Source organism: Streptomyces aurantiacus JA 4570 (assembly GCF_000414115.1).
GTDB lineage: Bacteria > Actinomycetota > Actinomycetes > Streptomycetales > Streptomycetaceae > Streptomyces > Streptomyces aurantiacus_A.
Map to the genome: position 1 here is coordinate 1 of NZ_AOPZ01000179.1, position 25,581 is coordinate 25,581.

The following is a 25,581-nucleotide window of genomic DNA, read 5'->3' on the forward strand; positions in this document are numbered from 1 at the left end:
TGGAGCGGACGGTCGCCGCGGGCGCGCCCGGCGCGTTCGCGGTCGTGCGGGACCACGGGCGGAGCGGCGCCGCGGGCGACGAGAGCGTCGCCGTCGGCAAGTCCTCCCTGGACGGCACGCCGATGAACGCCGACTGGCGCTTCCGGGTCGGCAGCAACACCAAGATGTTCACGTCCGTCCTGACGCTCCGCCTAGCGGAACAGGGCCGCATCGACCTCGACAAGCCCCTGCGCGCGTACCTCCCCTCCGGCACCCTGCCGGAGGGCTGGGACATGACGGGCCGTCAGGTGCTCCAGCACCGCTCCGGTGTCCACGACCACACCAACGACCTCCTCGAGCAGCCCGGTGAGGAGACCACCAGCGCCTTCGAGAAGCGCATCCGCGACACCGTCTACACGCCCTCCGAGCTCGTGGCGCTGTCCGTGAAGCACGGCCCCCAGTTCACGCCCGGGTCCCGGTACGCGTACTCGAACACGAACTACGTGCTGCTGGGCATGGCCATCGAGAAGATCACCGGCAGCTCGTACGCCCGGGCGCTGCGCGATCAGATCATCGAGCCGCTCGGGCTGAGGGAGACCTCCTACGTGGTCCCCGACAAGACGATCGCCGGAGCGCACATCACCGGCTACCTCACGAACGACGACCGCGCCAAGCCGCTCCTGGACTCCACCGAGCAGAACGGCTCCTGGGTGGGCAGCGCGGGCGCGGTCATCTCCTCCGCCGCCGACCTCGACCGCTTCCTCGCGGCACTGCTGTCCGGCAGCTCCGGCGGGCTGGTGTCCGACGAGTCGCTGCGGCAGATGACGAGCGCGCTGCCCACGCCGACGGCGAAGGTCGCCTACGGGCTCGGGCTCCGCGAGATCACGCTGTCCTGCGGCAAGGTCTACGGCCACGGCGGCATCGTGCAGGGCTTCCAGACCCAGTCCTTCGCGACCCGCGACGGCAAGCGGACCGCCGTCGTCTTCGCCAACGCCTCCAACAACAGCGCGGTGACGCAGGGGCTCACCAACACCCTGGAACCCGCCTTCTGCGGCACCAAGCCCCCGGCCGCCCCGAAGTCCCGGCGATCGGCCGACGCGGGCCGCGCCGGTGACGACACCCGGACCGGGTCGGCCGTGCCGTCGGTCCCCGTGGTCGACGACACCCGTATCTAGGACGTCTCTCGTGAGACGTACGGGCTGGAGGGGCACCGCCGCCCCTACAGCCCGTACGTCTTGCCGATGATCTCGCGCTGGATCTCGCTCGTGCCGCCGTACACCGTGGACACGACGGTCGAGCGCAGCAGGGCCTCCATGCCGTACTCGGTGGCGTAGCCGTAGCCGCCCATCATCTGCATGCCTTCCAGGGCCACGTGCTTGGCGAGTTCGGTGCACTTGAGTTTGGCCATGGAAGCCTCGCGGGCGAAGACGCGGCCGGGCTCGGCGTCGATCGCGGCCGCGACGTCGTCCACCAGGAGCCGGGCGCATTCGAGTTCGGTGGCCATGTCGGCGATGCGGTGCTTGAGCGCCTGGAACGAGCCGATCGGCCGTCCGAACTGCTCCCGCTGCCGCACGTAGGCGAGGGTGTCGTCGAAGGCGCGCCGGGCGGTGCCGAGCATCAGCGCGGCGAGGATCATCCGCTCCAGGTTCAGTCCGGTCATCAGCTGCGACCATGCCTGGCCGGGCGTGCCGACGACCGCCGAGTCCGGCACGAAGCAGTCGGTGAAGTACAGGTCGTTGACCTCGCGGCCGCCCATCGTGTCGATGCCCCGGATCTCCAGGCCCTCGGCGTCGGCGGGCACCAGGAACTGGGTCAGTCCCTCGTGCTTGGAGCCCTCGTGCGAGGTGCGGGCGATCAGCAGGATGTGATCGGCGATGTGCGCGTTGGAGCACCAGGTCTTCTGCCCGTTGATCACGTAGCCGCCGTCGGCGCCGTCCGCGCGGCAGGTCAGCGCGCCCACGTCGGATCCCGCGCCCGGCTCGGACATGGAGACGGCCTCGACGCGGCCCTTGGCCATGCCTTCGAGTACGACACGCTTCTGCTCCTCGGTGCCGAACTTGTCGTACGCCGCCGCGGCGATGACCGTGGTGCCGAAGCCGCTGATCGGGGCGAGGCCGTAGGCGGTCTCCTCCAGGAACAGGCACAGGTCCGCCATGCCCCGGCCCGCGCCGCCGTACTCCTCCGGGACGACGATGCCCAGCCAGCCCAGCTCCGCCATCTTCTCGTAGAGCTTCTGGTTGTGCGGCTCCCGGCCGCCCGCGGTCAGCTCGTCCCGCTGTTCCTTGGTGCCGCACTCGCGGCGGCAGAAGTCGGCTATGGCCTTGACCAGGTCGCGTCGCTCATCCGTCAGGACTCGGGGCATGGTGCGCGTTCCTCCTTGAACAGCGTCAGACTTGAACGGCGTACATCGACTCGATCGTGGCGGCGTGCAGACGGCCTATGGCCTCGCGCCGCAGGCTCAGCTTCGGTGTGAGCTCGCCGGACTCCGGGGTCCAGGGCCCGGCGAGGAGCCGGTACCGCTTCACCTGTTCCGCGCGGGACAGCGCGGAGTTGGCCTCGGCGACGGCCTGGTCGAGGGATGCCAGCACCTCGGGGTGGCGGGACAGCTCGCCCAGGTCGGTGGTGGCGATCCCGTTCGTCCGCGCCCAGAGCGGCGCGGTCTCCTCGTCGAGTACGAGGAGCGCGGTGATGTACCGGCGCCGGTCGCCGATCGCGACGGCCTGGCCGACGAGGGGGTGCGCCCGCAGCAGGGACTCGATCTTCGTCGGGGCGATGTTCTTGCCCCCGCTGGTGATGATGAGCTCCTTCTTGCGGTCCGTGATCCGGACCAGGCCCCGCTCGTCGATCGTGCCCACGTCGCCGGTGGGCAGCCAGTCGCCGTGGGTCGCGGGCGCGATGGTGCCGTCGGCGGTGAGGTAGCCGGGGAAGACCACGGGGCCGCGCACGAGCAGCTCTCCGTCGTCGGCGGTCCTTGCCTCGACGCCCGGCGCGGGACGTCCGACCGCGCCCAGGGCGAACGCCTCGGGCGTACTGACCGTCGCCGCCCCGGTGGTCTCGCTCAGTCCCCACACCTCGTACACGTCGAGTCCCACACCGGCCAGGAACTCTAGGACCGCGGTGGGGATCGGCGCCGCTCCGCTGAAGCCGCGCCGGCAGTCGTCCAGCCCGATGGCGGCCTGGATCGGCCGCAGCACCCGCTCATCGAGCTGTGCCCGGCGTTCCGCGAGCTCTGCCGGGACGTGGCCTCCGGCGGACCGCAGGCGGAACACCTCGAGTGCGGCCTCCTGTGCCCGCGCCACCGCCGCGGCCTGCGCGGCGGGCAGCGCGCCGAGCCTCGCCCGCACTCCGGCGGCGAGCTTCTCCCACACCCGGGGGACACCGAAGAAGCCGTGCGGACGCACCGCGAGCAACGTCGGCAGCAGCTGTGCCGGGTCGGCGCAGACGGTGACGTGGCCGGCGTTGCAGATCGGCATGTAGATCCCGAGCACCCGCTCGGCGATGTGTGCCATCGGCAGATACGCCACCGTGCGCGGATGCTCCGGGACGGTGACGAGGTGGTCCTGCATCAGGGACTCGTAGATCACGTTGCGGTGGGAGAGGACCACGCCCTTGGGCTCGCCGGTGGTGCCCGAGGTGTAGACGACGGTCAGCGGCTGGTCCTCGGTGACCGCGTCCGTGAGGGCCTCGAACTCCGCGCTCCGGGGCGGCACTTCGCCGAGCAGGTCGTGGTAGGCGACGAATCGCCGGTCCCCTTCCGGGAGTACGTCGCGATCGAGGACGACGACAGTACGCAGCCGGGGCAGCTCGTCGAGCAGGGGCCCCCAGCGGCGCAGTTGTTCCTCGCCCTCCAGGACGAGGACGGCGGCCGCGCTGTGCCGGGCCACATAGCGGAGCTGCTCGGTGCTCGACGTGTCGTACAGGCTGCAGGCCAGGGCGCCGAGGTGGACGGCGGCCAGATCGGCGACCCAGTGCTCCGGCCGCTTGGACATCGCGATGAGCATCCGGTCGCCCCGGCTCAGGCCCAGCGTGGACAGGCCGTGGGTGAACGCGGCCACTTCGGTGCGCAGTCGGGACCAGGACAGCGTGCTCGCGTCCGGTCCGATCCCGCTGGTGAGCGCGGGACGGTCGGCGAACTCCCTGGCGTTGCGGCGCAGCAGACGCGGGATGGTCAACCCCTCGACGGAGCGGTGCAGTTGCTCTGCGGTGACCACGGCGGACTCCCTTCATCGCGCGCCGATGCCCGGCGCCGCGAGGACGAACGCTACGAGTGGGCGGCGGGCGGCGGGCCGAGCATCGGCACGAGGAACCGCCGGGCCACCGCCCGCACTTGGTCCTCGTCGTCGAGGTCGATGACGTGGCTGGGGATGACCAGGAAGGATGCCGAGACCCGCACCATCATCTCGGCCACGACGTCCACGTCCACGTCGCGGGCGACGTTGCCCGCCTGCTGCTCCCGGCGCAGCCTGCCCGCGACGAACTGCCGCACGACGGCCAGGGTTCGGCCGCCGTCGCTGGTCATGGACGGCACGACGACATCGGGCTCGGCCTCCATCAGACCGCCGATGAGGGGGTTGCCGCGGATGGCCCGCAGTGAGCTCACGAAGCCGAGAACCACTCGGTCGGCGACGGACTCGGCGCCCTGGACGTCGACGATGAACTGGTCGAAGTAGCGCCGGAACTCGCGTTGCACGACCTGCTCGACCAGTGCGTCCTTGGAGGCGAAGCGGCGGTAGACCGTGATCCGGGAGACCCCCGCGCGCCGGGCCACGTCCTCCATGGTGGACCGCCGGATGCCCAGGCGGCAGAACTGCTCGAAGGCGGCGTCGAGCACACGGGTGGTCGTCGCGTCGTTGTCGTCGACCCGCTCGGCGGCCTCGGTGAACGCGCGCTCCAGCACCGAGCCCGAATCCTCCGGTGTGACGAGGAAGGGAAATGCAGGTTCCACAGTCGCCTTTCTTGGGGCGCAGAAGTCGCCGTTCCACGCCGACCCATCGGACACGCCCTAAGGGCGCGGGCCGGGCAACGGAAGAAGTTGGCCCCGGAGTCTGGTGCTCCGTTCCGGGTTGTGCTTCTCTCGGTGATACGCAGATACAGAATATGTATCAGAGTATCAGCCAAGGTTGAGGCGACTCAAGGAGGAGTCCCGGGCATGGACGAACTCAGCAGGCGCAAGATGCTGCTCACGGGCGGAGCGCTGGGAGCGCTCGGCGTGCTCGGCGCGGCCTCGCCGGCGGGCGCGCGGTCCGCCTGGAACTGGGCGGCGAGCGGCTCGGTGGCAGGATCCGGCGCGGGCACCGACCCCCAGTGGGTGTGGGACGACGAGGCCGACCAGCTCCTCGGCGCGATCCTCCGCCGAGGCGACGTACCCAAGGTCAACAAGCTGCTGCGCACCTGGACCCGCAACGACCAGCCGCTCCCGGACGGACTGCCCGAGGACTTGCGGCAGTTCATGGACAAGGCGCGCCGGCTCCCCTCCTGGGCCGACCGGAACAAGCTCGAAACGGCCGCCCGGTTCAACGAGACCAGGGGTTTCTACCTCAACGTGCTCAACGGCATCGGTGGCGGCATGCTGAGCACCGCCATCCCCCGCGAGGCGCGCGCCGTCTACTACTCCAAGGGCGGCGCCGACATGGAGGACCGGGTCGCCAAGACCAGCAAGCTGGGCTTCGCCGTCGGGGCCCTCGACGCGTACCGGCCCGACGGCACCTGCGTCGTGGAGGCGGTGAAGACCCGGATGGTGCACGCGGCGGTACGCAACCTGCTGCCGAAGTCGCCGGGCTGGACCGACACCGGCGACGGCCAGAAGATCCCCATCAGCCTGGCCGACATGCTGGTCACCTGGCACACACTGCCCACCTACGCGATGCGCAAGATGCGGGAATGGAAGGTCCCGATCACCTCGGCGGAGTCCGCGGCATATCTGCACGTGTGGCAGGTGACGGCACACATGCTCGGCATCCGTGACGAATACATCCCCGCGAACTGGGAAGCGGCCGAGGCGCAGTCCAAGCAGCTCCTCGACCCGGTCCTCGGCCCCACCCGTGAAGGCGTGGAGCTGACCGACATCCTGCTGGGCCAGCTGGCCGAGCAGACCAGCCCCGGCAGCGTCGACCGCCCCCTCGTCAACGCCTTCGCCCGGTATCTCGTGGGCGACCGGATCGCCGACTGGGACGGGATCCCCCGCGAGCCGTTCTGGGAAGCGGCGATCAAGACCGCCTGGCCCCCGCTGGTGGCCTTCCGCGAGGGACTGATCAAGCTGCCCCTGGTGCCGAGGATCGCCTGGACGATCGACGAAGCGGCCCGCCAGTACATCCTGTTCTACCTCTCCAAGGGCCGCGAGGTGCACATCGAGATCCCCGACACCAACCGGCCCGCCTGACCGGCCGTCAGCCACCTGGACTCAAGGAGGAGTTCCGAGCATGGACGAACTCAGCAGGCGCAAGATGCTGCTCACGGGCGGGGCCCTGGGAGCACTCGGTGCGCTCGGCCTGGCGTCGCCGGCGGGCGCGCGGTCCGCCTGGAACTGGGCGGCGAGCGGCTCGGTGGCCGGATCCGGCGCGGGCACCGACCCCCAGTGGGTGTGGGACGACGAGGCCGACCAGCTCCTCGGCGCGATCCTCCGCCGAGGCGACGTACCCAAGGTCAACGAACTCCTGCGCACCTGGACCCGCAACGACCAGCCACTGCCCGCCGGACTCCCCCAGGATCTGCGGCAGTTCATGGACAAGGCGCGCCGGCTTCCCCCTTGGGCCGACCAGAAGAAGCTCGACACCGCCGCCCTGTTCAACAAGACCAAGGGAATCTACGTCGGTGCCCTCTACGGACTCGGCAGCGGCCTGATGAGCACCGCCATCCCCCGCGAGGCGCGCGCCGTCTACTACTCCAAGGGCGGCGCGGACATGAAGGACCGCATCGCCAAGACCGCGAAACTCGGGTACGACGTCGGGGACCTGGACGCCTTCCAGCCCCAGGGTTCCATGATCGTGACCGCGGTGCGGACGCGGCTCGTGCACGCCGCCGTACGCAACCTGCTGCCGAAGTCGCCGGGCTGGACCGACACCAGCGGCGGCCAGAAGATCCCCATCAGCCAGGCGGACGTGATGGTCACCTGGCACAGCCTGGCCACGTTCGTCATGCGCAAGCTGAACGACTGGAAGGTCCCGGTCTCCCGCGCCGAGTCCGATGCCTACCTGCACGTGTGGCAGGTGACCGCGCACATGCTCGGCGTCCGCGACGAATACATCCCCGCCACGTGGGAGGCGGCCGACGCCCAGTCCAGGCAGCTCCTCGACCCCGTCCTCGGCCGCACGGACGAGGGCGTCAAGCTCACCGAGGTGCTCCTCGACATCGTCGCCGAGCTCGACGCCGGTGTGACACGGCCCCTGGTCAGCGCCTTCTCCCGGTACACGCTCGGCGACCGGATCGGCGACATGATCGGCCTTTCCAGGGAACCGTTCTGGCAGCCGCTGATCTCGACGGCCTGGCCGCTTCTGGTGGCCTTCCGGGAGAAGCTGATCCCACTGCCCCTGGTCCCGGAGGCCGCCTGGGCGATGGAGGAAGCCATCCGCAAGTTCGTCCTGCTCTTCCTGTCCGAGGGCCGGCCCATCCATCTTGAGATCCCCGACACGAACCGACCACACTGAACCGGGCGAACCGCAGGCACCCTACGCACTCCGTGATCCACACGTGTCGCACGCACCGTCGAGATGGGACGAAGATGAACTACGCGGTATGGGGCAGGCGATGACCAGAGCTGATCGTCCGGTTGCGTCCGAGCCGGGTGTGCCAGGGCTCGGGAGGCGTCGGTTTCTCGGTTATGTGCTGGCCGCCCCGACCCTGGTGACCGCCGCCGAACTCGCCCCGGCGGCGACGGCGTCGGCCGCGGCGGAGACCCCGGCGGGGATGCCGTCGGGGGAGCTTCCGTCGCCGGAGATCACCGAACTGGTCGACCTCAACGACGTGATGACCCTGGCGGCACTGCCGACCTCGAACCTGATCACCGTCGAGGTCCACCAGGACGGCACCGTGTCCTTCGCCCTGCCCCGCGCCGAGGTCGGCCAGGGCATCACCACCTCGACGGCCATGCTGATCGCCGAGGAACTGGACCTCCCCCTCGACCGGGTGCGCGTCACCCTGGCCGACGCTCGCCCCGAGCTGCTGTTCAACCAGCTCACCGGCGCCTCCAACACCACCATCTCCACCTACACCCCCGTCCGCGTCGCCGCCGCTGTCGCCCGGCGACGACTCCTTGAGGCCGCGGCACGCGAACTCGGCGCGCCGGTCGGTGACTTGAAGCTCAGGGCCGGTGTCATCACCGCCCCCGGGGGCGGCAGTGTCAGCATCGGCGCTCTCGCCGGGAAGGCCGCCGGGGACCAGGCACGGCGGGTGTCGGTGGAACTCAAGGAGCGCGAGCAGTTCAAGGTCGTCGGCCGGCCGCACAACCGTATCGACGCGCTCGCCGCCGTCACCGGCCGCAAGAAGTTCGCCCTGGACCTCGACATACCCGACGCCAGACCCACCATGGTCTGCCGACCGCCGACCATCAACGGCACCGTCGCCTCCGTGGCCAACCTCGACGAAGTCCGCGCCATGACCGGTGTCACCGATGTCGCGGTCGTCTCCACCGGCGTCGCGGTGCGCGCGCGGACCTTCGGCCAGTGCGTCAAGGCCGTCCGCGCCCTGCGCGTGTCGTGGAAACCCGGCACCGCGGAGGGCAAGTCCGACGAGACGGTCCTCAAGACGCTGCGGGCCGCCGAGCAGCCGCTCGGGCTGCTGCCGCCGCTCACGCCGTCGGTGGAGGCCAGGTTCACCTTCCGCTTCCGCAGCAACAGCGCGCTGGAGCCCAACTGCGCCATCGCCGACGTCCGGCCGGACCGGGCGGAGATATGGTCGGGCCTGAAAGCGCCGATCGTCGCCAAGCAGGCCATCGCCGCCCGCCTCAAGCTCCCGCCCCACGCGGTGACCGTGCACGTCACGGAGGGCGGCGGCTCCTTCGGCCGCAAGCTGTTCTTCGACGCCGCGCTGGAAGCGGCCGAGATATCCCAGAAGATCGGCAAACCCGTCAAGCTCATGTGGCACCGGGCCGACGATGCCCGCCAGGGACGCACCCACCCCATGGCCACCTCACGCGTCCGCGCCGCCTACCTCGGCAACACCGTCCTCAGCTACAAACAGCGCCACACCAGCGTGTCCACCGACCTCGGCCACGGGCTCGGCGAGGTCTTCACCGCCCTGGCCGCGAAGCTGCCCGTCGGCGACATCGGCTTCTCGCAGACCTTCTTCCACCTCTCGCAGTCCATGCCGTACAACTTCGGCCACCACAGCCGCCTGCTCAGCGAGACGGACAAGAGCTTCAACACCGGCAGCATGCGCGGCGTCTACTCCCCCGACGTCGTATGTGCCCGTGAACTCATCGTCGACCGGCTCGCCTCGGAAATGGGCAAGGATCCTTTCCGGTTCCGTCGCGACTTCCTGCGCGACGACCGTGCCCGGGCGGTGCTGGAGAAGGTGGCCGAGGCCGGGGACTGGGGCCGCACCATGCCGGCCCGCACCGCGCAGGGCATCGCCTTCCACTCCGAATACCACTCCGCCAGCGCGGTGCTGGTCGAGATCGACTGCCGTCCCGAAACCGTCGACCGCCCCATCCGCGACGGCGTGACCGGCCCCCGCGTCACCAAAGCCGTCCTCGCCGTGGACGTCGGCCTCACCGTCAACCCCCGGGGCCTGGAGGCCCAGATGATGGGCTGCCTCATGGACGGGATCGCCCAGACCCTCACCTCGAGCCTGCATCTGCGCGACGGCTACTTCCTCGAAGCCAGCTGGGACAACTACTTCTACACCCGGCAGTGGAACACCCCGCCGGAACTGAAGATCATCATCATGCCCTCCGCCTCCGACAGACCCGGCGGCGCCGGCGAACTCGGCGTCGCCACCTCCATGGCCGCCGTGGCCTGCGCCTACGGCCGCGCCACCGGCACCATGCCGACCAGCTTCCCGATCAACCACGGCACCCTCTCCTTCGTACCGAAGCCGACCGTCCCGCCCATCCCCGCCTCCCCCACCGACGGCCTGGACCACACCCGCTGAACCGGACCAGACCCGTTGTACCGGCCGAAACGTCCACCGTCCCCTCCCCTGACAGCTTGGAGATTCCGTGCCCGAGCACACCTTCCGCCTCAACGGCGAGCAGATCACCGTCGAAGCCGACGACGACGAGCGTCTGCTGTGGGTGCTGCGCGACATCCTCGGCATCACCGGACCCAAGTACGGCTGCGGCATCAACGTCTGCAAAGCCTGCACCAGCCACCTCAACGGCAAGGCCGCCAACCCCTGCGCCATCCCCGTCAAAGAGCTGCGCCCGACCGACGAGGTCACCACCATCGAAGGGCTCCCCGCCACCGTCGGCAAAGACCTGCACCCCATGCAACAAGCCTGGCTCGACCAGGACGTCGCCCAATGCGGCTACTGCCAGCCCGGCCAGATCATGACCGCCGTCGCCCTCGTCCGCCGCGTCGCCCAGGAAGGCCGCCGGATCACCGACGCCGACCTCGACAACATCCGCAACATCTGCCGCTGCGGGACGTACTTCCGCATCCGCGAAGCGATCAGAGCGGGCGCCGAGAACATGTGAGGATGCCCCGCCGTTCGACGCGGAGCTCGCGGACCGCGTGGCGGTGAGGGCACGCCGTGGGGGATGTTCCGTGGGGGATATTCAGTGGATGACCCGTCGTCTGGTTGGCAAGGTTTCGGCATGAACTTCCAGCTGACTGGCGCGCCGGACCATGCCTGGCTCGGTGCGCCGATCGACGCCCGCTCGCTCTTCGCTCCCGAGCAGGCCGCCCTGATGGCCACGCTGCGGGGACTGGCGCCCGCCGACTGGAGCGAGGAGGCAGTGCCGGGCTGGACCGTGCGTGATCTCGCCGCGCATCTCCTGGGCGACTTCTACGGGCGCCTCGCCCGCGACCGCGACGGACACCAGGAAGGCCCCGCCTTCGCGCCCGCGGAGACGCTGGAGGCGTTCATCCACCGCATCAACCAGGAGTGGGTCGACGCCTGCCGCCGGGTGAGTCCGGCCGCGCTCACCGACACCCTGGACCTGGTCGGCGGGCAGGTCGCCCGATTCTTCGAGAGGACCACGCCCGACGCCCCGTCGCTGGGGGTGTCCTGGGCCGGGGCCGACCCGGCGCCGATGTGGCTGGACAGTGCCCGCGACTTCACCGAGTTCTGGACCCACCGTCAGCAGATCCGCCACGCCGTCGGCCTGCACACCGACCCCGACCCGCGGTTCCTGACCGTGGTCCTGGACACCTTCATGCGGGCGCTGCCCCACACCATGCGCACCACCGACGCGCCGGTCGGCACACAGGTCCAGGTACGGATCGACGGCCCGTCCGGCGGCACCTGGGCCGCCACAGCCACCCCGGCCCCGGCCACCGCCACCGCCACCGCCACCGAAGTCCGCTGGTCCCTGGCCGAGGTCGCAACCGAGGACCCCACCGCGATCGTCCACCTGGACGCGGAGACCGCTTGGCAGCTGTGCACCCGCCGCGTCCAGCCGGGCACCGCCCTCGCTCGCGCCCGCGTCCACGGCGACCTTCAACTGGCCGAAGCCGCCTGTCAGATCGTGTCCATCGTCTACTGACGGAACGCCCCAGCTCGGGGCTCGGCCAGGGCCTTTCTCACAGTCCGGCTCATTCGAACGTGTGGCAAGATCGCGGAATGCTACGACTCACCGATTTCATCATCGACTGCCCGGACACGATGAAGCTGGCAGCCTTCTACTCCGAGGTGACGGGGCTCCCGGTCAAGGACAGCAGCGACGAGCACTGGGCCGGTATCCAGCTCGGCGAGCTCGAACTGGCCTTCATCCAGGTAGAGGACTACCGCGCCCCGCAGTGGCCCGACAGCGAGCACCCCAAGCAGTTCCACCTCGACTTCGAAGTGGACGACATCGAGGCCGAACAGCGCCGCGTCCTGGCCCTCGGCGCGACCCTGCAGCGGGACTGCGTCGGCCCCAACGGCTACGGCTTCCGCGTCTACACCGACCCCATCGGCCACCCCTTCTGCCTCTGCCGCAACAAGGGTGTCGTCTGGACCGACCAGGGCCCCGTCTGGCCCAAGCGCGACCAGTAGGCCGCCTACTTAGAAACACGGCCTAGCCCAGAGTGCGGGCCCGTTCGAGCACCTCGGCCGGGGCCTTGGCCACCGAGCCGGTGTCGAAGGGGGGTTGCGGGTCGTACTCGGTGTAGAGCTGGATCGCCTGGGCGGTCACGTCGTCGGTGAGCAGCGCGGCCAGCTGGACGGCCATGTCGATGCCGGAGGAGACACCGGCGGATGTGATCACCCGGTCGTGCCGGACCACCCGCTCGGGGGTGTAGACAGCGCCGTACGACTCCAGGTCGGCGGCCGCGTTCCAGTGGGTGGTCGCGGTCAGGCCGTCCAGCAGGCCGGCCGCGCCGAGCACCAGGGAACCGGTGCACACCGAGGTGGTGAAGCGGGTGCCGGCGTGGATCCGGCGCACCCAGCCGAGGAATTCGGCGTCGTCCACCATGGTCTTGAAGCTGCCTCCGCCCGGGATCAGCAGGACGTCGCAGCGCTCCACCTCGGAGTACCTGGTCGGGACGTGCACCGGCAGGGACCCCAACACGTCCTGTACCAGGCCCGGTTCGGCGGTGACGAACCGCACCGTGGCGCCGGGCACGTACGCGAGGATCTCGTACGGCCCGATCGCGTCGAGCGGTTCGAAGTGGTCGAAGAGCGGGATCACGATGTCCATGCGCCGCAGCCTAGCCTCCGCCCGTCAGGCCCCACCGGGGCAGGTGGTGGAGTCGGCTCGTCAGCGGTGCGACGCACGCACGCTCTAGGGCGCCCCGGCTCCGAACCACACGCTGTTGGGGCGGTAAGTTCCCCAGGTCACGCCCGTTCCCGCCGGTACGACTTCCTTGGTGCCCTGGCAGCGGAAGACGCCGGAGCCGGTGTACAGCGTGGCCTTGCTGTCCGTCTGGTTGTCGACGCCGAGCGAGATCCTGGTGAGGTCGAGGCAGATGCCGTCCGGAGGGTTGACGAGTAAGTTGTTCGATCCGTCCGTGCCTGTGTAGTAGAACTTGCCGGTGGCGGCCTGGCTACTTGCGGGCAGGGCGGTCGCCAGCGCCAGCGCGGCGCACGCGGCGAGCAGGCTCCGGACCGTCCTCTTCTGTACTGCCATGGCGTCGCTCCTCGACGGTTGGGCCTCAGTGGTGCTGGTGAGGCGTCCGTGCTACCGCTCCGCGTACGAAGAGGCAGCCTTCACCTGAGGATCCGCCGTCTGCGGCGGGCCGCTGAAGGGCCCGTTCCGTAAACCCCTCCTTCGGTGCATGCCGAGGTACGGGGGCAAGCTCCTGGCGCCTCCTGGGCCGTTGAGTCCGCCGCCGCGTACGCTCCGGCGCCGCCGAAGGCAAGCAGCGCAGCGGACCGCTCCGGGAGGGTCCTTACGCGCACCGAGGAGGGAGGGCGACCTCCCAGGCCGCCTCGATCATCCGGAAGATCTCGTCCACCGCGGGCTCCGGATCGGCCGCCTCACGGGCCAGGGAATAGGCGTCGATCACGAACCTCGCGATCGTCCGGCAGGCCGTCGTGGTCGCTGATAGGCCGGGGTCGGCGGCGATGGACGCTGCCAGCGACTCCGCGTGGCGCAGCCTCATCGACTCCTCGTACTCCCGCAGGGCGGGAGACGCGTCGATCATGCGCCAGATGGGGGCGGCGCCCTCCGCCGTGCAGTGACGCACCAGGGCGAGGACCTCGTGGCGCAGGGCGGGGATGAGCGGCTCGTGCGGCTCCCGGCCGGTGACCGCCTGCGTGAGGCGTCGCTCGAAGTCCTGGTCCTGCTCGAACACCAATGCCTCTTTCGAGGCGAAGTGGGAGAAGACCGTGGTGACGGCCACGTCGGCCTCGGCGGCCACGTCTCGGATGCCCACCGCGTCGTACCCGCGTTCCAGGAAGAGCCGCAGGGCGGTGTCAGCGATCTTCTGGCGGGTCGCGGCCTTCTTGCGCTCGCGGCGTCCGGACGTCACGGTCATGCCCCGACGCTATCAGATACAAAGCCGTAACGGTTTCTAAACCCTAACCGTTAGTGTTACGGTCGGCGGCATGAAGAAAGTGAGCTTCGCCGAGTTCGGCGGTCCGGACGTCCTGCAACTCATAGACGCCGAGGAGCCCCACGCGGGCCCCGGCCAGATACGTATCGCCGTGCGGGCGGCGGGCGTGAACCCCGTCGACTGGCGGGTCCGCGAAGGCCAGATCCTGAGTGCCCATCCGATCGAGTTGCCCGCCGGAGTCGGGCTGGACGCCTCCGGGGTGGTGGACGAGGTCGGCGAGGGCGTCGAAGGGGTCGAGGTCGGCGACCGCGTGTTCGGCGAAGGCTCCAGCACCTACGCCGAGTTCGCCGTCCTGTCGGCCTGGGCCCGCATGCCCGAGGGGCTGTCGTTCGAAGAGGCGGCCGGGTACCCCTCCGTGGTGGAGACCGCGCTGCGCCTCATCCGCGAGGTCGGGGTACAGGCCGGACAGACGCTGCTGGTCAGCGGCGCGTCCGGCGGAGTCGGATCGGCGGTGCTGCAGATCGCCCGCGACCGCGGCATCACGGTGATCGGCACGGCCGGGGCCGCGAACCAGGACTATCTGCGCGGCCTGGGTGCCCTCGCCACGACATACGGCGAGGGCTGGGTCGAGCGGGTGCGGCAGCTCGGCCGGGTCGACGCGGCTCTCGATCTGGCCGGCTCGGGCGTGATCCGCGAGCTCGTGGAGCTGACCGGGGACCCGCAGAAGGTGATCTCCATCGCCGATCTCGGCGCCCCCGACCTCGGGGTCCGATTCTCCGGCGTGGCCGGGAGCGTGCCGGACGCGCTCGCCGAGGCCGTCGGCCTCATCTCGCGGGGAAGGCTCCACATCCCGGTCGAGAAGGCGTACGCGCTCGCCGACGCCGCGGCGGCGCACATCGACAGCCGGGCCGGTCACACGCGCGGGCGCCGGGTCATGGTCGTCTGAGCCGCTTCCGGCGCGACCGCACGGCCCGGCAGGCCGCACTCCTCGGCGGCGGCGAACGCGTTTCCCGCCGCCGAGTCCGCCCTACGCGGGGGCGGCAGCGTTCAACGCCTCGCGCGGCGGACCTTCAGCCGGCCCATCCCCATGGTCCCGGAGATCCTGATCTTCGGGCCGCCGGGGCGAGGGGGCTGCCCGGTCTTGTCGTGCGGGTCCTTCCACATGGCACGCACACCATTGAGGTCGACGTCCGCGTCATGAGGCACCGTGATCTTGGCCCTGCCGGTGCCGAGTTGGAGCTCGATGTCGACCACCGGATGCTCGATGACCGCACGGGACAGGTCCAGGTGCACCCGCCCCATCGAGGACTCGACCTTGAGGGTGCGCGGGACCCGCCAGGCGCCGCCCCGTTTGATCCGTCCGCTCATGGCGCCGATCGTGACGGTGGCGTCGGCCTCCTGCTCCGCCGGGAGCGGGAGCGAGGCCAGGGCCGGCGCGAGTTCGCCGTGCGTCTTGGCGGTGAGCACCCGGTCCAGGCGTTCGTCCATCTCCTCGTGCGAGATGTGCCCTTCCGCGTACGCCTCCCGCAGACGCTGCACGGCCGCTTCGCGGTCGTCTTCGCTGAGCACGGGCGGCGGGTTCTCAGGCAGGGCGGTCACCGTTTCACTTTAGTGCCCGGCGCCGCGTCACCGAAGGCCCCTGATCCCGTTAACAGGGCGCATCCGTACGCCTACGCTCTGACTCGACGGCGACGCGTGGCGCGAGCGGCGGTCGAGACGGTGGACGAGGGGCACGGGGGCGGCGGCATGGGATTCGGGTTCGGGCAGCGGCGCGGCGGGCAATTGCCCGTCGAGCGGACCAGCTTCGTCGGGCGGGCCGAGGAAATCGCCCTGGTCCAGGAGGCGTTCACCCAGGCGCCGCTCGTCACCCTGGTGGGGCCGGGCGGGGTCGGCAAGAGCCGTACGGCGCTGCGGGCGGCCGACGGGCTCGGGGAACGGTTCCCGGACGGGGTGTGGCTCGCGGAGCTGTCGGGGCTGCGGGATCCGGAGCTCGTGCCGGCGACACTCGCCGCCGTCCTCGAACTGCCCGAGCAGCCGGGCATGGAACCGCTCGACGCGGTCGTCGCCCACCTGCGGGGACGGCGGCTGCTGATCGTCCTGGACACCTGCGAACACCTCGTGGACGCGTGCGCGATGCTGTGCGACGTCCTCCTGCGGGAGGCGGCCGACGCGTGCGTGCTCGCCACCAGCCGGCAGCCGCTGGACGTCCCCGGCGAGCAGTGCCTGACCATCGCGCCGCTCGCCGCCGAGGACGCGGTCGAGCTGTTCGTGCAGCGCGCGATCGCCGTGGCACCGGGCTTCGCGGCCGACGAGGACAACCGGGCCCAACTGAGCGCCCTCGTCGGCCGTCTCGACGGCATCCCGCTGGCCCTGGAACTGGCGGCGGTGCGGCTGCGGGCGGTGCCGCTGGCCCATCTCGTGGCCCGGCTCGACCAGCGCTTCGGCGTGCTGACCGGGGGCCGGCGCACGGCGCTCGCCCGGCATCAGACGCTGCGTACGGCCATCGACTGGTCGTACGAACTGTGCGTACCCCAGGAGCGCGAACTGTGGGTGCGGCTCTCGGTGTTCGCCGGGTCCTTCGAGCTGGCGACGGCGGAGGAGGTGTGCGCGGGCGGGGCGCTGCCGCGCGAGGAGGTGCTGGAGACACTGGTCGGTCTCGTCGACAAGTCGGTGGTGCAGCACCTCAGCGGGGAGGCGGGGCGCTACCGGCTCCTCGACACTCTCCGTGCCTACGGCGCCGAGCAGTTGGCCGGGACGGAGAGCGCGGCGTCGGTGCGGGAGGCGCACTTCGCGTACTACCGGCGCCTTGGCCAACGGCTGTGGGACGAGCTGCTGACCGACGCGCAGGCCGGGCTGTACCGGACGGTGCGCGCCGAGGTCGCGGACGTCCGCGCCGCGCTGGGGTACGCGTACGCCACAGCGGGCCTGGCGCGCCAAGGGCTGTGGCTGGCCGCCCAGTTGGTGACGTTCTGGCGGGCGGCGGGGACGCTGTCGGAGGGGCGCTACTGGATCGACAAGGGGCTCGCCCAGGTGCCCGAGGACTGCGGGGAGCGGGCCTGGGGCCTGCTGCTCGGCGGGGTCCTAGCCGTTTGGGGCGGTGATCTGGCGGTGGCGCCGGGCCGTTTCGAGGAGGCGCGGGCGGTGGCGGAGCGGTGCGGCGAGGAGCGCGTGGTGCTGTTCGCCGATCCGTATCTCGGTGCGATGCGGGCGTTCGGCGGCGAGGTCGAGGAGGGCCTGGCCGACCTGGAGCGGGGGCGGCAGCGGATCATGGCGGCCGGCGACCCGCTGGGCATCAGCGTGATGCACAGCGAAGGCGCCCTGGTGCGGGCCGTGTTCGGCGACACCGAGGGGGCCCTGGACCTCTGCGGGACCGGCCTCGCCCACCTCAAGGACAGCGGGGACCGTCAGCTCTACGCCACCACGCTGATGGTGCAGGGCATCATCCTGTGGCTCGCCGGGCGATACGAGGACGGCGCACCGTCGCTGCGCCGCGCCCTGGACGCGGCGAGCGAGGTCGGGGACGTGCTGGTGGCGGCGCTGTCCTGTCTGGGGCTCGCCTGGTACGCGGCCCGGCAGCAGCGGTATCCGCGGGCGGCCTGGCTCCTGGGCTACGCGGAGAGCGCGCGCCGTCTGGCGGGGGATCCGGTGGCGATGCTGCCCTCGCTCCTGGAGCAGCAGGAGTCGGCGCAGCGGACCGTGCGGGAGGCCCTGGGCGGCACGGCGTTCGCGCGCTGGCACGGGGTGGGGGCGCGGATGACGGGGACGGAGATCCTGGCGGCGGTGCGCGCGGACGCGGACCTGCCGCCCTCGGCGCGGTGCGTACCCGGGTCCCGTCAGGGGCGTGCGGCCGACCCCCTCACGCCGCGCGAGCGCGAAGTCGCCGAGCTGGTGGCGCGCGGGCTCTCCAACCGCGAGGTCGCCGAGCGCCTCGTGATCTCCAAGCGGACCGCGGACACGCACGTCGAGCGCATCCTCACCAAGCTGGGCCTCCGGTCGCGCGCGGAGATCCCCGGCACGCTCGACGGCTGACACTCCCCCGGCAGGGACGGCGTACGTACGTAACCCCCTCGCCGCCCGCCGCGCCCGGCGCCGGCGCTACGTATACGGATCCCGGCGGGTTACGGATGCCGGGACCCGCGGTCGCTCGCGACGATGTGGCAGCCGCCCGAGGGCCGGGAGCGTTGGTGGGCGCCGGCAGCGAGGAATGGAGTCCCCCGCTGCCAGGCACGGGCGTCCGCGCCGCCTCCCCCCTCAGGCGGTGCGGTGGGCGGGCGGCTGCTCTCGTCGGCGGGGCAGCCGCGCCCTTCCACGTCGCGGGCGCCCACCGCGCCGGTGCCACGCCCACCCGCGTGCCTACGATCACCCCATGGCCTTCTTCCGCGTCGAACGCGCCACCCCGCTCGCTCCGGACGAGGCGTGGCGGCGCCTGACGGACTGGGAGCGGCACGGCCGGGCGGTGCCCCTGACGCGGGTCACCGTCTCCGGCACCCCGCTGTACGGGGAGGGCACTGTGTTCACCGCACGCTCCGGGGTCGGGCCGCTGGCCTTCGACGACCCGATGGAGGTGACCGTCTGGCAGCCTCCGGATGCGGACGGGCGGCGCGGGCTGTGCCGTCTGGTCAAGCGGGGCTCGGCGGTGACGGGGTGGGCGGAGATAGAGGTGCACGCGCGGGGCCGGGGCTCGCGGGTGATCTGGCGCGAGGAGCTGCGGGTCCGTGGGCTGCCCCGGTTCGTGGACCCGGTGCTCGCGCGGGCGGCCTCCTGGCTCTTCGGGCGGGAGGCGGACGCGCTGTTGGCCTCGCGCTGAGCACCGGGTGCCCGGCACCCGGGCGGTAGCGGTGGTCGTGCGGCTGGTGCGCGTGAGTTTCCGTCGGCGGGCGGTACGGCGAGCGGCGGTCCCCGCCTCCGCCCCGAGAGACGCAAGGGTCACCCCACCAGACAAACCCGGCCCAAAAGCCTGTTGACTCCCCACCGGGCACGGCGGAAAGTACCGCTGACCGGCTTGTCATGTTCTTGTCCACACCCTTCAGGCAAGAGGTGAGCCTTGTTCCTCCGCCGTACACCCATACGCCGCGCCAGAACGCCTCACACCCAAGCCCGCCCGGCCCCAGCCCAAGCCCAAGCCCGCCGAGTCGACCGAACCCGACGCGTGCGACGCGCCCGCCGCGCAGGGCTCCTCGCCGCGCTGCTGGGACTCCTCGTCTCCCCGCTGGCCGTCGGCCCCGTACAGGCAGCCCCCGAGCCCGCGGACCGGCCGCCCCTCGTGCGGCCCATCGACCCGCAGCGCTGGCAGAACCCCGACGACATGACGTGGGCCGACTACCGGTCCGTGCCCGGCACCGACTGGGCCGATCCGGAACTGGAGCCGACGCAGCGCACGTTCAAGGGCGCCCTGGTCCTTCTCGACTACCCCGACGAGGAGTTCACGGTCAGCAAGCCCGCCGGGTCGACCCTGTTCGGCAATCCGCAGGTCGGCGCGTCGGACATACCGCGCAGTCAACTGCCCGCGTTCTACCGGGACTTCCTCAACAAGCCCGGCGCGCTCAACCGCGGACACACCATCAACGAGTACTGGATGGAGGACTCCGGCGGCCGCATCGGCGTCGACCTCACCTCCTTCGGCGTCTACCGCATGCCGCACAAGTCGTTCCAGTACGGCATCGAGCCCCAGATGAACCCGGGCGCGTGCCCGAGCGGCAGCTCCTGCGGCAAGAACATCCGCACCGACGGCAAGGCGGCCTGGGTCGCGGACGTCGGCGCGGGCGAGGCCGCGAAGTACGACTTCATCTTCTACCTCACCGCCGGGCAGGACGAGTCGTCCGTGTGGCAGGAGTTCGGGCAGATGAAGTTCTCATCGCCGCAGGACGTACCGGCGAAGTGGGGCCCGCCCGCCCCCATCGCCACCGGCGGCAACTCCGCGAACACCCGCTATGTGCCGTGGACTTCATGGGCCGCCGCGGCCCGTATCTGGCCCAACGCCTCGAACGGCTCCTCCACCCAGGCCGAGAGCTCCGGCATGGGCGTGTACGCCCATGAGCTCAGCCACATCCTGGGGATCGCCGACAACTACAACAACCCCTATGGCAAACCGCTGCGCCGCGCCTACACCGGGATCTGGAGCATGCTGTCGCGCGGTTCGTTCAACGGCCCGGGCGGCCCGCACACCCGCTGGCAGATCCCGGCCGCCAACGGCGCTTCCATGGGCGCCCAGCACGTCCTGCGCGACAAGCTGAAGCTCGGCATCGTCGACGAGAAGAACGTGCTCCGGCTCGACCGCGACGCGCTCAAGGACTCCGGCACGGTCGTCGCCCGCGTCACCGCGCGCTCGGCGCCGCCCGGCGACAAGGGCCTCAGCGGCGTCAACATCGCCATGGGCCGGGACCTGTCCCCCGCCTGCGATCCGGCCAAGGACCCCTTGTGCGACGGCGGCGGCTACGACAACTACACCGTCGAGGTCGTCGACCGCATGGGCATGGACTCCTTCACCCCCGACAACGGCGTGCTGCTCAGCAAGACCAAGAACGAGGACCGGGCCCCGTTCGCCTGGGTCGTCGACTCGCACCCCGAAGACATCGACATGGTCGACTTCAAGCGCCCCGACGGCACCCCGCAGAAGATCACCATGGGCGACTACCGGCAGCTCAGTGACGCGCTGTTGCACGCCGGGGCGGACTCCGGCAGCGAGTACGAGTACGTCGACCGTGCCAACCGGCTGCACTTCTACGTACTCGACCTGCGGCGCACGCGCTCCGGCGTGCTCTCGTACACCGTGGCCGTGAAGTCACTCGACGGCGCGGGCCCGCAGCGCCGGGGAGCACACCTGGGCCGCGGCCACGCCAAGGGCGACCCGGAGCGCCGGGCGCTGTGCACCTTCGATCTGGACAACACCGGCCGCACCGTGCCGCAGAAGCCCGGCCATCCGGAGAACGTGGACCGGTACCTGGCCTCCGACGTCTACCGTCTGTCGGCGAAGACCTCCGGGCGCGGCTGGTCCGCGTGGCTGCCCAACCGTCTCGCCACCGCCCGGGCCGGCGACTCCGTCGAGGTCGATGTCGCGGTGACCGCGCGGCCGGGCGCCGAGCGGCACAACCGGGTCACGCTCACCGCCCGGTCGGAGAGCGACCCGGGCAAGACCGCGAAGGCCGTCTGCAGGCTCAGGAAGTGACGGACCGATGAGAAGAGGGGCGGCCGGCGAGCCGACGCCGCCGACCGCCCCTCCCCCTCCAGCCGCTCCGCCGCGGCGGACACGTGGGCGCCGTCAGCAGCGGCGTGGTCGTCATCACCCCCCGGAACCGGCTCCCGTGCTCCCCGTTCCTCCTAGGCTTACGCCTGGAAAGGTGGGAATGATGGACATACCAAACGTCGTAGGGGACTGGCAGGAGTACCAATCCAAGGAATGGGCCGGGCTGCGCGTCCGCCTGCACCACCTCCGCAGGGCCACGCCGCAGCGCGGGCGCGACGAGGACGCCAAGGGACTGACGTATGTCGCGTTCGACGTCACCTTCGAGAACCGCGGCTCCACCTACTTCAACATCGATCTGTACGACCACCCACGTCACTACGACGTCCGCGTGGGCCGGGACGGGCACGGCGCCTTCGTCGACGAGTTCGGCGGCGCCGTGATCCGCGATTTCAACCTGTACCCGCAGCGCCGCGTGACGGCGACGCTCTACGCGGCCGCGCCCGCCGCCAAGCTCAAACAGCTCGACATCCAGATGAGCCCGGGGATCGACGACGAGCCGGCGTTCGGCTATGTCTGGACCGGCGGCCTCGGCGTCCACGAGGGCTCCACCCGCACCGGCGGCCGGGCGTCGTCGGCCAGGACCGGGGTCGCCAGCGAAGTCGAGCGGTTCCTCCAGGACAGCGCGGGCGACTGAGCCCGGCCGAGGCGTCGGCCGGGCTCAGTCGGAGGGCGTGCTCAGTTGGTCGGGTCGGCGTGCCCAGTTGGTCAGGTCGGCGTGCTCAGTTGGTGAGGGTCACGCAGGGCAGGCCCACGCTCGCGCCGCCGCGGAAGCCCTCCGCGCAGAGCCGGGTGCCCGCCGGGAAGTGCCGCTGCGGGTATGCCTGGTCCCGGTACGTCCTGAACTTGGCGACGTCCTCGGTCTTCGTGTGGGCGCTCCAGCCGTTGGTGGTCCACACGCGGGCCGAAATGCGGTGGGGCTGGTTGGTGTTGGTGACCGACACCTCCACCCGGCCGAGGTACGTGCCGTTGTCGTACGTCTCGATGCACACGGAGTGGTTGCACCACTTGCCGGCGGCCGCGGCCGGAGGCCCCGCGGTGACGACGCAGCCGAGGGCCGCGGCCACGGCTCCGACTCCGGCGGCGATCTTCTTGGTGATGGTGTACATGGTGAGCACTCCTTCGAGCGTTCTCCACGGCCCCGCGTCGAGGCACTGGAGGATGACGGTTCGGATCCCTGCGGATCGGCCGGCTCCCTGGGGTCCGGCCGATCCGAGCGGACCAACGCGGGGCAAGATCATGAGTTACGCCGTGTACGTCTCCGATACGTTCGCCGCCGCAACGCCCGTGGTCAGCAGTGCTCCACCAGCCACTCCAGGGCGGCCGCGCCGGAGTTGAGGACGGAGATGTGTCCGTCGGCCGGTTCGAGCCACAGTTCCCCCGCCGGGCAGCGGTCGGCGAGCCACTGGGCGTGGCTGCTGGGCACGGAGCGGTCCGCACCGCCGTGCAGGACGAGGACGGGGGCGGCGACCTGGCCGGGGTCGAATCCCCAGGGGGCGACGTACGCCAGGCCGTCGTCGACCAGTCCCGCCGGGCCGGAGGCCACCGCGGGGCCGACGACCTCGTCGAACCACGACCATCCGGTGGCGAGCGCCTCGTGGTCGGCGGGCGCGAACATCTCAGGGTCGTACTCGTCGGCCGCCGCGTGCGCCTCCGCCGCCGCGCGTCCCGCCGCGGCCGCACGCAGCGACGCGATGCCCGACTCCGACATGCCGGCGAACCAGTCCAGACCGGCGGCGCCGTACGGAGCGAGTCCCGACGCGCTCACCACACACCGGACCCGGTCCGGCAGCAGCGCACCGCACGCCAGGGCGTGCGGGCCGCCCCCGGAATGCCCCATGACGGCGAAATCGCCGATGCCGAGCGCGTCGGCGACGGCCAGGGTGTCGGCGGCCGCCGACGCCACGTCCCGGTCCGGCGCCGGGGTCGACCCGCCGTAGCCGGGACGGTCGTACGACACCCAGCGGATGCCGAGCCGGGACGCGGCCGGAAACAGCGGCACGGGCGGGGCGCCGATGTTCGGGGTGCCGTGGTGCCAGAAGACGGTCCGGCGGGGGTCGGCGCCCTCGGCCCCGGTGTCGTAGAGGTGCAACTGACGGCCGTCGCTCAGCCGCAGGTCTGTCTCCGTCACGTCCACGCTGTCGCTCCTGCCCCCGTCGACCACCAGTACCCGAGCATTGTCGCCCGGCGACAAAATAGCCGGAGCCCGGCCGACCGAGGTCGACCGGGCTCCGCAAGCACCTCGTCAGGCCGGGGTCGCGCCCCGGGCCTCACACGGCGCGCGTGGTTACGCGCCCCACGTGCCCTGGTTCACGGCGCAGTTCCAGCCGGAGCCGCGCACGCTGAACTTGACCTTGTAGGACCGCTTGTTCAGCAGCTTCGAGCGCACCTGAATGCCGAGGCCGGCCTTCGCCTTGAGCGTCTTCTTGTAGACGGTGACGGTCTTCGAGGTCTTGTGGGTGATCTTGCCGCCACCCTTCGCCTTGGCGGTGCCGAAGCGAACGTTCTTGACGTTGGTGACCGTGAACTTGACGTTCTTGAAGCTCTTGTTGCTCTTGTTCTTCAGGCCGAAGTACAGGCCGTTGCCCGTCACCCAGCCGCCCGAGCCGATGTAGAACCTCGACGTGTAGACGATGTCGATCGGGCAGCCGGCGCTGCGCGGGGCGACCTTCGACGCGGTCGACGCGGACGGAGCGTCGGACGACGCGGACGCGGAACCAGCCAGTCCGAGCTGAGCGGCGGTGATCGCCCCGGCCGTGGCCAGGACTGCGGCAGACGTGCGCATGCGGTTCACTACGGTTTTACCTCTTCCCCCTGTGGCCCCTTGTGGGCCCGACTGACAGCACAGTGCGACGCGTTCAACACGAGACGGTTCACGTCTCGGCGGCGCCCCGTATTCCTAGCACGAGGACGCCACGAGAGAACAAATGAGCCATCAAGTGCTGCGGCACCGTGACAGAAGCCGGACAATCGTAAGGCATCCCGCAGTGCCTGCGAGCACCCTTTCCGAGGGCCTTTCGCAGGGAGTTCCCGTTCCCGTAAATGCTTGCAGTGGCTAATCCGGCTCATCCAGAATGCCGGCTTCCGATTGTCGGTCGTTTCCTCCGGCACTCATGGCTTGACTCCGTCGTCACGGGAGCGGCTGTGGCAGGTGCAATGGATGGTTGAAGCTGTCGAGACTGTCGAACCTGTGGAGACGGTCGAGACTGCCGAATCAACCGGACCTGTCGGGAGGAGACGCACCTTGGCCGCGAACGAGCACCCCGGGAACGGAACTTCGACCCCCACCCCCGAGGAAGTCGGGGCGATGTACGACCAGTTCGGCGACCTGCTCGCCATGACGCTCGGGTCGGCCGCCGTGCACATCGGCATGCTGGTCCCGCACGACGCGCGGACGCCCGTCACCTCGCTCGTCGGTCTCGCCGACCTCGCGCAGGACCGGCAGACCGACTTCCTCGTCGACACGCTCCGCCCCGAACCGGGCTCCCACGTCCTGGACATCGGCTGCGGCACCGGCGGCCCCGCGCTGCGCCTCGCGGAGCGCACCGGCAGCCGGGTCACCGGCATCACGGTCAGCAAGACACAGCTGGCCCGGTGCGAGGAACGGCGCGACGGCCACGCGGCCGGCGAGCGCGTGGACTTCGCGTACGGCAACGCCATGGAACTCGGCCATCCCGACGCGACGTTCGACGCCGCCTGGTCGATCGACTGCCTCCCCCATCTGTCCGACCGGCCGCGGGCGCTGCGCGAGGCGCTGCGGGTGCTCAAGCCGGGCGGGCATCTGCTGTTCACCGAGTTCACGCTGCGGGGCACACCCTCCGAGGAGGAGTCGGCGGCGTACACGAAGCTGTGGACCTGCCCGCCGCTGCGGCCCTTCAGCACCCTCGTCGCCGAGGTCGAGGAGGCCGGCTTCCGGGCGGTGCGGACGCAGGACATGAGCGCCAACGCGGTGCTGTGCTCGGAGCTGATGGCTGTGCTGTACGCCGACCGGCGGACGGAGATGGCGGAGCGGTTCGGCAAGGAGGCCCTGGCCGCCACCGACCCGCTGATGGCGCCGTACCGCACCTTCTGCCGCGACCACTTGAACTACTACCTGGTGCTGGTACGCAAGCCGGACGCGGCGTAACCCCCTCGATCGCAGGCGTCGGCCACCTCGTCGAACGTCTCCAGCAGGCCGAGGAACGGGCCCCTGCCCCACGCCCGCACCGCGAGCGCGGCGGCCAGCACCGCGGCACCGTGCGCGGCCGCCGCGCCGTCCGGCCACCACGCCCGCAGGTCCGCGCCGCCCCC

The 25,581-nt window shown here is 71.0% G+C and carries 24 protein-coding genes; 13 read left to right on the plus strand and 11 right to left on the minus strand.

Annotation, left to right across the window (positions count from 1 at the left end; all coding sequences use genetic code 11):
* On the plus strand, nucleotides 1-1,154 hold a 1,154-nt coding region (locus STRAU_RS18625), incomplete at its 5' end, for a serine hydrolase domain-containing protein (RefSeq protein ID WP_037660310.1).
* Between the two features lie 44 nt (nucleotides 1,155-1,198).
* Here the strand turns inward: STRAU_RS18625 and STRAU_RS18630 are convergent.
* The 3 genes from STRAU_RS18630 to STRAU_RS18640 are packed head-to-tail and all read right to left on the minus strand — an operon-like array spanning nucleotide 1,199 to nucleotide 4,924.
* A complete protein-coding gene (locus STRAU_RS18630; protein WP_016641912.1) occupies nucleotides 1,199-2,341 on the minus strand; it encodes an acyl-CoA dehydrogenase family protein in 1,143 nt (380 codons plus the stop codon).
* A 25-nt stretch (nucleotides 2,342-2,366) separates the two neighbouring features.
* On the minus strand, nucleotides 2,367-4,190 hold the full coding sequence (locus STRAU_RS18635; RefSeq protein WP_016641913.1) for an AMP-dependent synthetase/ligase: 1,824 nt from the start codon (nucleotides 4,188-4,190) through the stop codon (nucleotides 2,367-2,369).
* A gap of 50 nt (nucleotides 4,191-4,240) precedes the next feature.
* Nucleotides 4,241-4,924 (minus strand): TetR/AcrR family transcriptional regulator, encoded by a 684-nt coding sequence (locus tag STRAU_RS18640; RefSeq protein ID WP_016641914.1) that lies wholly within the window; start codon nucleotides 4,922-4,924, stop codon nucleotides 4,241-4,243.
* A 204-nt stretch (nucleotides 4,925-5,128) separates the two neighbouring features.
* On the opposite strand from STRAU_RS18640, the gene STRAU_RS18645 reads away from it, so the two are divergent.
* From STRAU_RS18645 to STRAU_RS18670, 6 genes are all read left to right on the plus strand, one after another.
* Nucleotides 5,129-6,358 carry an oxygenase MpaB family protein gene (locus STRAU_RS18645; protein ID WP_016641915.1) on the plus strand — a complete coding sequence of 410 codons (1,230 nt, stop codon included), beginning with the start codon at nucleotides 5,129-5,131 and terminating at the stop codon, nucleotides 6,356-6,358.
* 40 nt (nucleotides 6,359-6,398) lie between these two features.
* Nucleotides 6,399-7,622, plus strand: coding sequence for an oxygenase MpaB family protein (locus STRAU_RS18650; protein WP_016641916.1), 1,224 nt, complete (start codon nucleotides 6,399-6,401; stop codon nucleotides 7,620-7,622).
* A 100-nt stretch (nucleotides 7,623-7,722) separates the two neighbouring features.
* Nucleotides 7,723-10,065, plus strand: a complete 2,343-nt coding sequence (locus tag STRAU_RS18655) for a molybdopterin cofactor-binding domain-containing protein (RefSeq protein WP_037660318.1) — start codon at nucleotides 7,723-7,725, stop codon at nucleotides 10,063-10,065.
* Between the two features lie 67 nt (nucleotides 10,066-10,132).
* Nucleotides 10,133-10,609 (plus strand): (2Fe-2S)-binding protein, encoded by a 477-nt coding sequence (locus STRAU_RS18660; RefSeq protein WP_016641918.1) that lies wholly within the window; start codon nucleotides 10,133-10,135, stop codon nucleotides 10,607-10,609.
* A gap of 120 nt (nucleotides 10,610-10,729) precedes the next feature.
* The gene (locus STRAU_RS18665) at nucleotides 10,730-11,620 is read left to right on the plus strand and encodes a maleylpyruvate isomerase family mycothiol-dependent enzyme (protein ID WP_016641919.1); all 891 of its coding nucleotides are present in this window, start codon (nucleotides 10,730-10,732) and stop codon (nucleotides 11,618-11,620) included.
* 77 nt (nucleotides 11,621-11,697) lie between these two features.
* Entirely contained in the window at nucleotides 11,698-12,111 is a 414-nt protein-coding gene (locus STRAU_RS18670) for a VOC family protein (protein ID WP_016641920.1), read from the plus strand.
* Between the two features lie 22 nt (nucleotides 12,112-12,133).
* Here the strand turns inward: STRAU_RS18670 and STRAU_RS18675 are convergent, their stop codons facing one another.
* From STRAU_RS18675 to STRAU_RS18685, 3 genes are all read right to left on the minus strand, one after another.
* Nucleotides 12,134-12,754, minus strand: coding sequence for a DJ-1/PfpI family protein (locus STRAU_RS18675; RefSeq protein WP_016641921.1), 621 nt, complete (start codon nucleotides 12,752-12,754; stop codon nucleotides 12,134-12,136).
* A gap of 84 nt (nucleotides 12,755-12,838) precedes the next feature.
* Entirely contained in the window at nucleotides 12,839-13,183 is a 345-nt protein-coding gene (locus STRAU_RS39060; RefSeq protein WP_016641922.1) for a hypothetical protein, read from the minus strand.
* A gap of 262 nt (nucleotides 13,184-13,445) precedes the next feature.
* A complete protein-coding gene (locus STRAU_RS18685; RefSeq protein ID WP_016641923.1) occupies nucleotides 13,446-14,033 on the minus strand; it encodes a TetR/AcrR family transcriptional regulator in 588 nt (195 codons plus the stop codon).
* Between the two features lie 70 nt (nucleotides 14,034-14,103).
* Between STRAU_RS18685 and STRAU_RS18690 the strand changes: the two genes are divergently transcribed.
* Nucleotides 14,104-14,997 (plus strand): NADP-dependent oxidoreductase, encoded by an 894-nt coding sequence (locus STRAU_RS18690; protein ID WP_016641924.1) that lies wholly within the window; start codon nucleotides 14,104-14,106, stop codon nucleotides 14,995-14,997.
* Between the two features lie 101 nt (nucleotides 14,998-15,098).
* Here the strand turns inward: STRAU_RS18690 and STRAU_RS18695 are convergent, their stop codons facing one another.
* Entirely contained in the window at nucleotides 15,099-15,650 is a 552-nt protein-coding gene (locus tag STRAU_RS18695) for a DUF1707 SHOCT-like domain-containing protein (RefSeq protein WP_016641925.1), read from the minus strand.
* Between the two features lie 147 nt (nucleotides 15,651-15,797).
* Between STRAU_RS18695 and STRAU_RS18700 the strand changes: the two genes are divergently transcribed.
* The 4 genes from STRAU_RS18700 to STRAU_RS18715 all read left to right on the plus strand — a co-directional run bounded on the left by STRAU_RS18700 (nucleotide 15,798) and on the right by STRAU_RS18715 (nucleotide 21,928).
* A complete protein-coding gene (locus STRAU_RS18700; RefSeq protein WP_037660322.1) occupies nucleotides 15,798-18,080 on the plus strand; it encodes a LuxR C-terminal-related transcriptional regulator in 2,283 nt (760 codons plus the stop codon).
* A 337-nt stretch (nucleotides 18,081-18,417) separates the two neighbouring features.
* Entirely contained in the window at nucleotides 18,418-18,858 is a 441-nt protein-coding gene (locus STRAU_RS18705) for an SRPBCC family protein (protein ID WP_016641927.1), read from the plus strand.
* 342 nt (nucleotides 18,859-19,200) lie between these two features.
* Nucleotides 19,201-21,216, plus strand: coding sequence for a M6 family metalloprotease domain-containing protein (locus STRAU_RS18710; RefSeq protein ID WP_016641928.1), 2,016 nt, complete (start codon nucleotides 19,201-19,203; stop codon nucleotides 21,214-21,216).
* Nucleotides 21,217-21,394: 178 nt separating this feature from the next.
* Nucleotides 21,395-21,928 (plus strand): hypothetical protein, encoded by a 534-nt coding sequence (locus STRAU_RS18715; RefSeq protein WP_016641929.1) that lies wholly within the window; start codon nucleotides 21,395-21,397, stop codon nucleotides 21,926-21,928.
* 85 nt (nucleotides 21,929-22,013) lie between these two features.
* Here the strand turns inward: STRAU_RS18715 and STRAU_RS18720 are convergent, their stop codons facing one another.
* The 3 genes from STRAU_RS18720 to STRAU_RS18730 form a co-directional block, all read right to left on the minus strand.
* Nucleotides 22,014-22,400 (minus strand): hypothetical protein, encoded by a 387-nt coding sequence (locus tag STRAU_RS18720; RefSeq protein WP_037660314.1) that lies wholly within the window; start codon nucleotides 22,398-22,400, stop codon nucleotides 22,014-22,016.
* Between the two features lie 182 nt (nucleotides 22,401-22,582).
* On the minus strand, nucleotides 22,583-23,428 hold the full coding sequence (locus STRAU_RS18725; protein WP_052029146.1) for an alpha/beta fold hydrolase: 846 nt from the start codon (nucleotides 23,426-23,428) through the stop codon (nucleotides 22,583-22,585).
* Nucleotides 23,429-23,578: 150 nt separating this feature from the next.
* Nucleotides 23,579-24,076: a hypothetical protein gene (locus tag STRAU_RS18730; RefSeq protein WP_259299938.1), complete on the minus strand. Its 498-nt coding sequence runs from the start codon at nucleotides 24,074-24,076 to the stop codon at nucleotides 23,579-23,581.
* A gap of 459 nt (nucleotides 24,077-24,535) precedes the next feature.
* Here STRAU_RS18730 and STRAU_RS18735 point away from each other — a divergent pair, with 459 nt between their 5' ends.
* On the plus strand, nucleotides 24,536-25,417 hold the full coding sequence (locus tag STRAU_RS18735) for an SAM-dependent methyltransferase (RefSeq protein ID WP_016641933.1): 882 nt from the start codon (nucleotides 24,536-24,538) through the stop codon (nucleotides 25,415-25,417).
* Here the strand turns inward: STRAU_RS18735 and STRAU_RS18740 are convergent.
* Nucleotides 25,381-25,581 (minus strand): hypothetical protein (locus tag STRAU_RS18740; RefSeq protein WP_037660316.1); only part of this gene is annotated, 201 nt, incomplete at its 5' end. The two genes, STRAU_RS18735 and STRAU_RS18740, sit on opposite strands and share 37 nt — an antisense overlap.

Bases quoted from the DNA above. Each gene is read 5' to 3' on its own strand.
- STRAU_RS18630 (WP_016641912.1), bottom strand. From the start codon at position 2,341: ATGCCCCGAGTCCTGACGGATGAGCGACGCGACCTGGTCAAGGCCATA.
- STRAU_RS18645 (WP_016641915.1), top strand. From the start codon at position 5,129: ATGGACGAACTCAGCAGGCGCAAGATGCTGCTCACGGGCGGAGCGCTG.
- STRAU_RS18650 (WP_016641916.1), top strand. From the start codon at position 6,399: ATGGACGAACTCAGCAGGCGCAAGATGCTGCTCACGGGCGGGGCCCTG.
- STRAU_RS18655 (WP_037660318.1), top strand. From the start codon at position 7,723: ATGACCAGAGCTGATCGTCCGGTTGCGTCCGAGCCGGGTGTGCCAGGG.
- STRAU_RS18665 (WP_016641919.1), top strand. From the start codon at position 10,730: ATGAACTTCCAGCTGACTGGCGCGCCGGACCATGCCTGGCTCGGTGCG.
- STRAU_RS18670 (WP_016641920.1), top strand. From the start codon at position 11,698: ATGCTACGACTCACCGATTTCATCATCGACTGCCCGGACACGATGAAG.
- STRAU_RS18675 (WP_016641921.1), bottom strand. From the start codon at position 12,754: ATGGACATCGTGATCCCGCTCTTCGACCACTTCGAACCGCTCGACGCG.
- STRAU_RS39060 (WP_016641922.1), bottom strand. From the start codon at position 13,183: ATGGCAGTACAGAAGAGGACGGTCCGGAGCCTGCTCGCCGCGTGCGCC.
- STRAU_RS18685 (WP_016641923.1), bottom strand. From the start codon at position 14,033: ATGACCGTGACGTCCGGACGCCGCGAGCGCAAGAAGGCCGCGACCCGC.
- STRAU_RS18690 (WP_016641924.1), top strand. From the start codon at position 14,104: ATGAAGAAAGTGAGCTTCGCCGAGTTCGGCGGTCCGGACGTCCTGCAA.
- STRAU_RS18700 (WP_037660322.1), top strand. From the start codon at position 15,798: ATGGGATTCGGGTTCGGGCAGCGGCGCGGCGGGCAATTGCCCGTCGAG.
- STRAU_RS18705 (WP_016641927.1), top strand. From the start codon at position 18,418: ATGGCCTTCTTCCGCGTCGAACGCGCCACCCCGCTCGCTCCGGACGAG.
- STRAU_RS18715 (WP_016641929.1), top strand. From the start codon at position 21,395: ATGATGGACATACCAAACGTCGTAGGGGACTGGCAGGAGTACCAATCC.
- STRAU_RS18720 (WP_037660314.1), bottom strand. From the start codon at position 22,400: ATGTACACCATCACCAAGAAGATCGCCGCCGGAGTCGGAGCCGTGGCC.
- STRAU_RS18730 (WP_259299938.1), bottom strand. From the start codon at position 24,076: ATGCGCACGTCTGCCGCAGTCCTGGCCACGGCCGGGGCGATCACCGCC.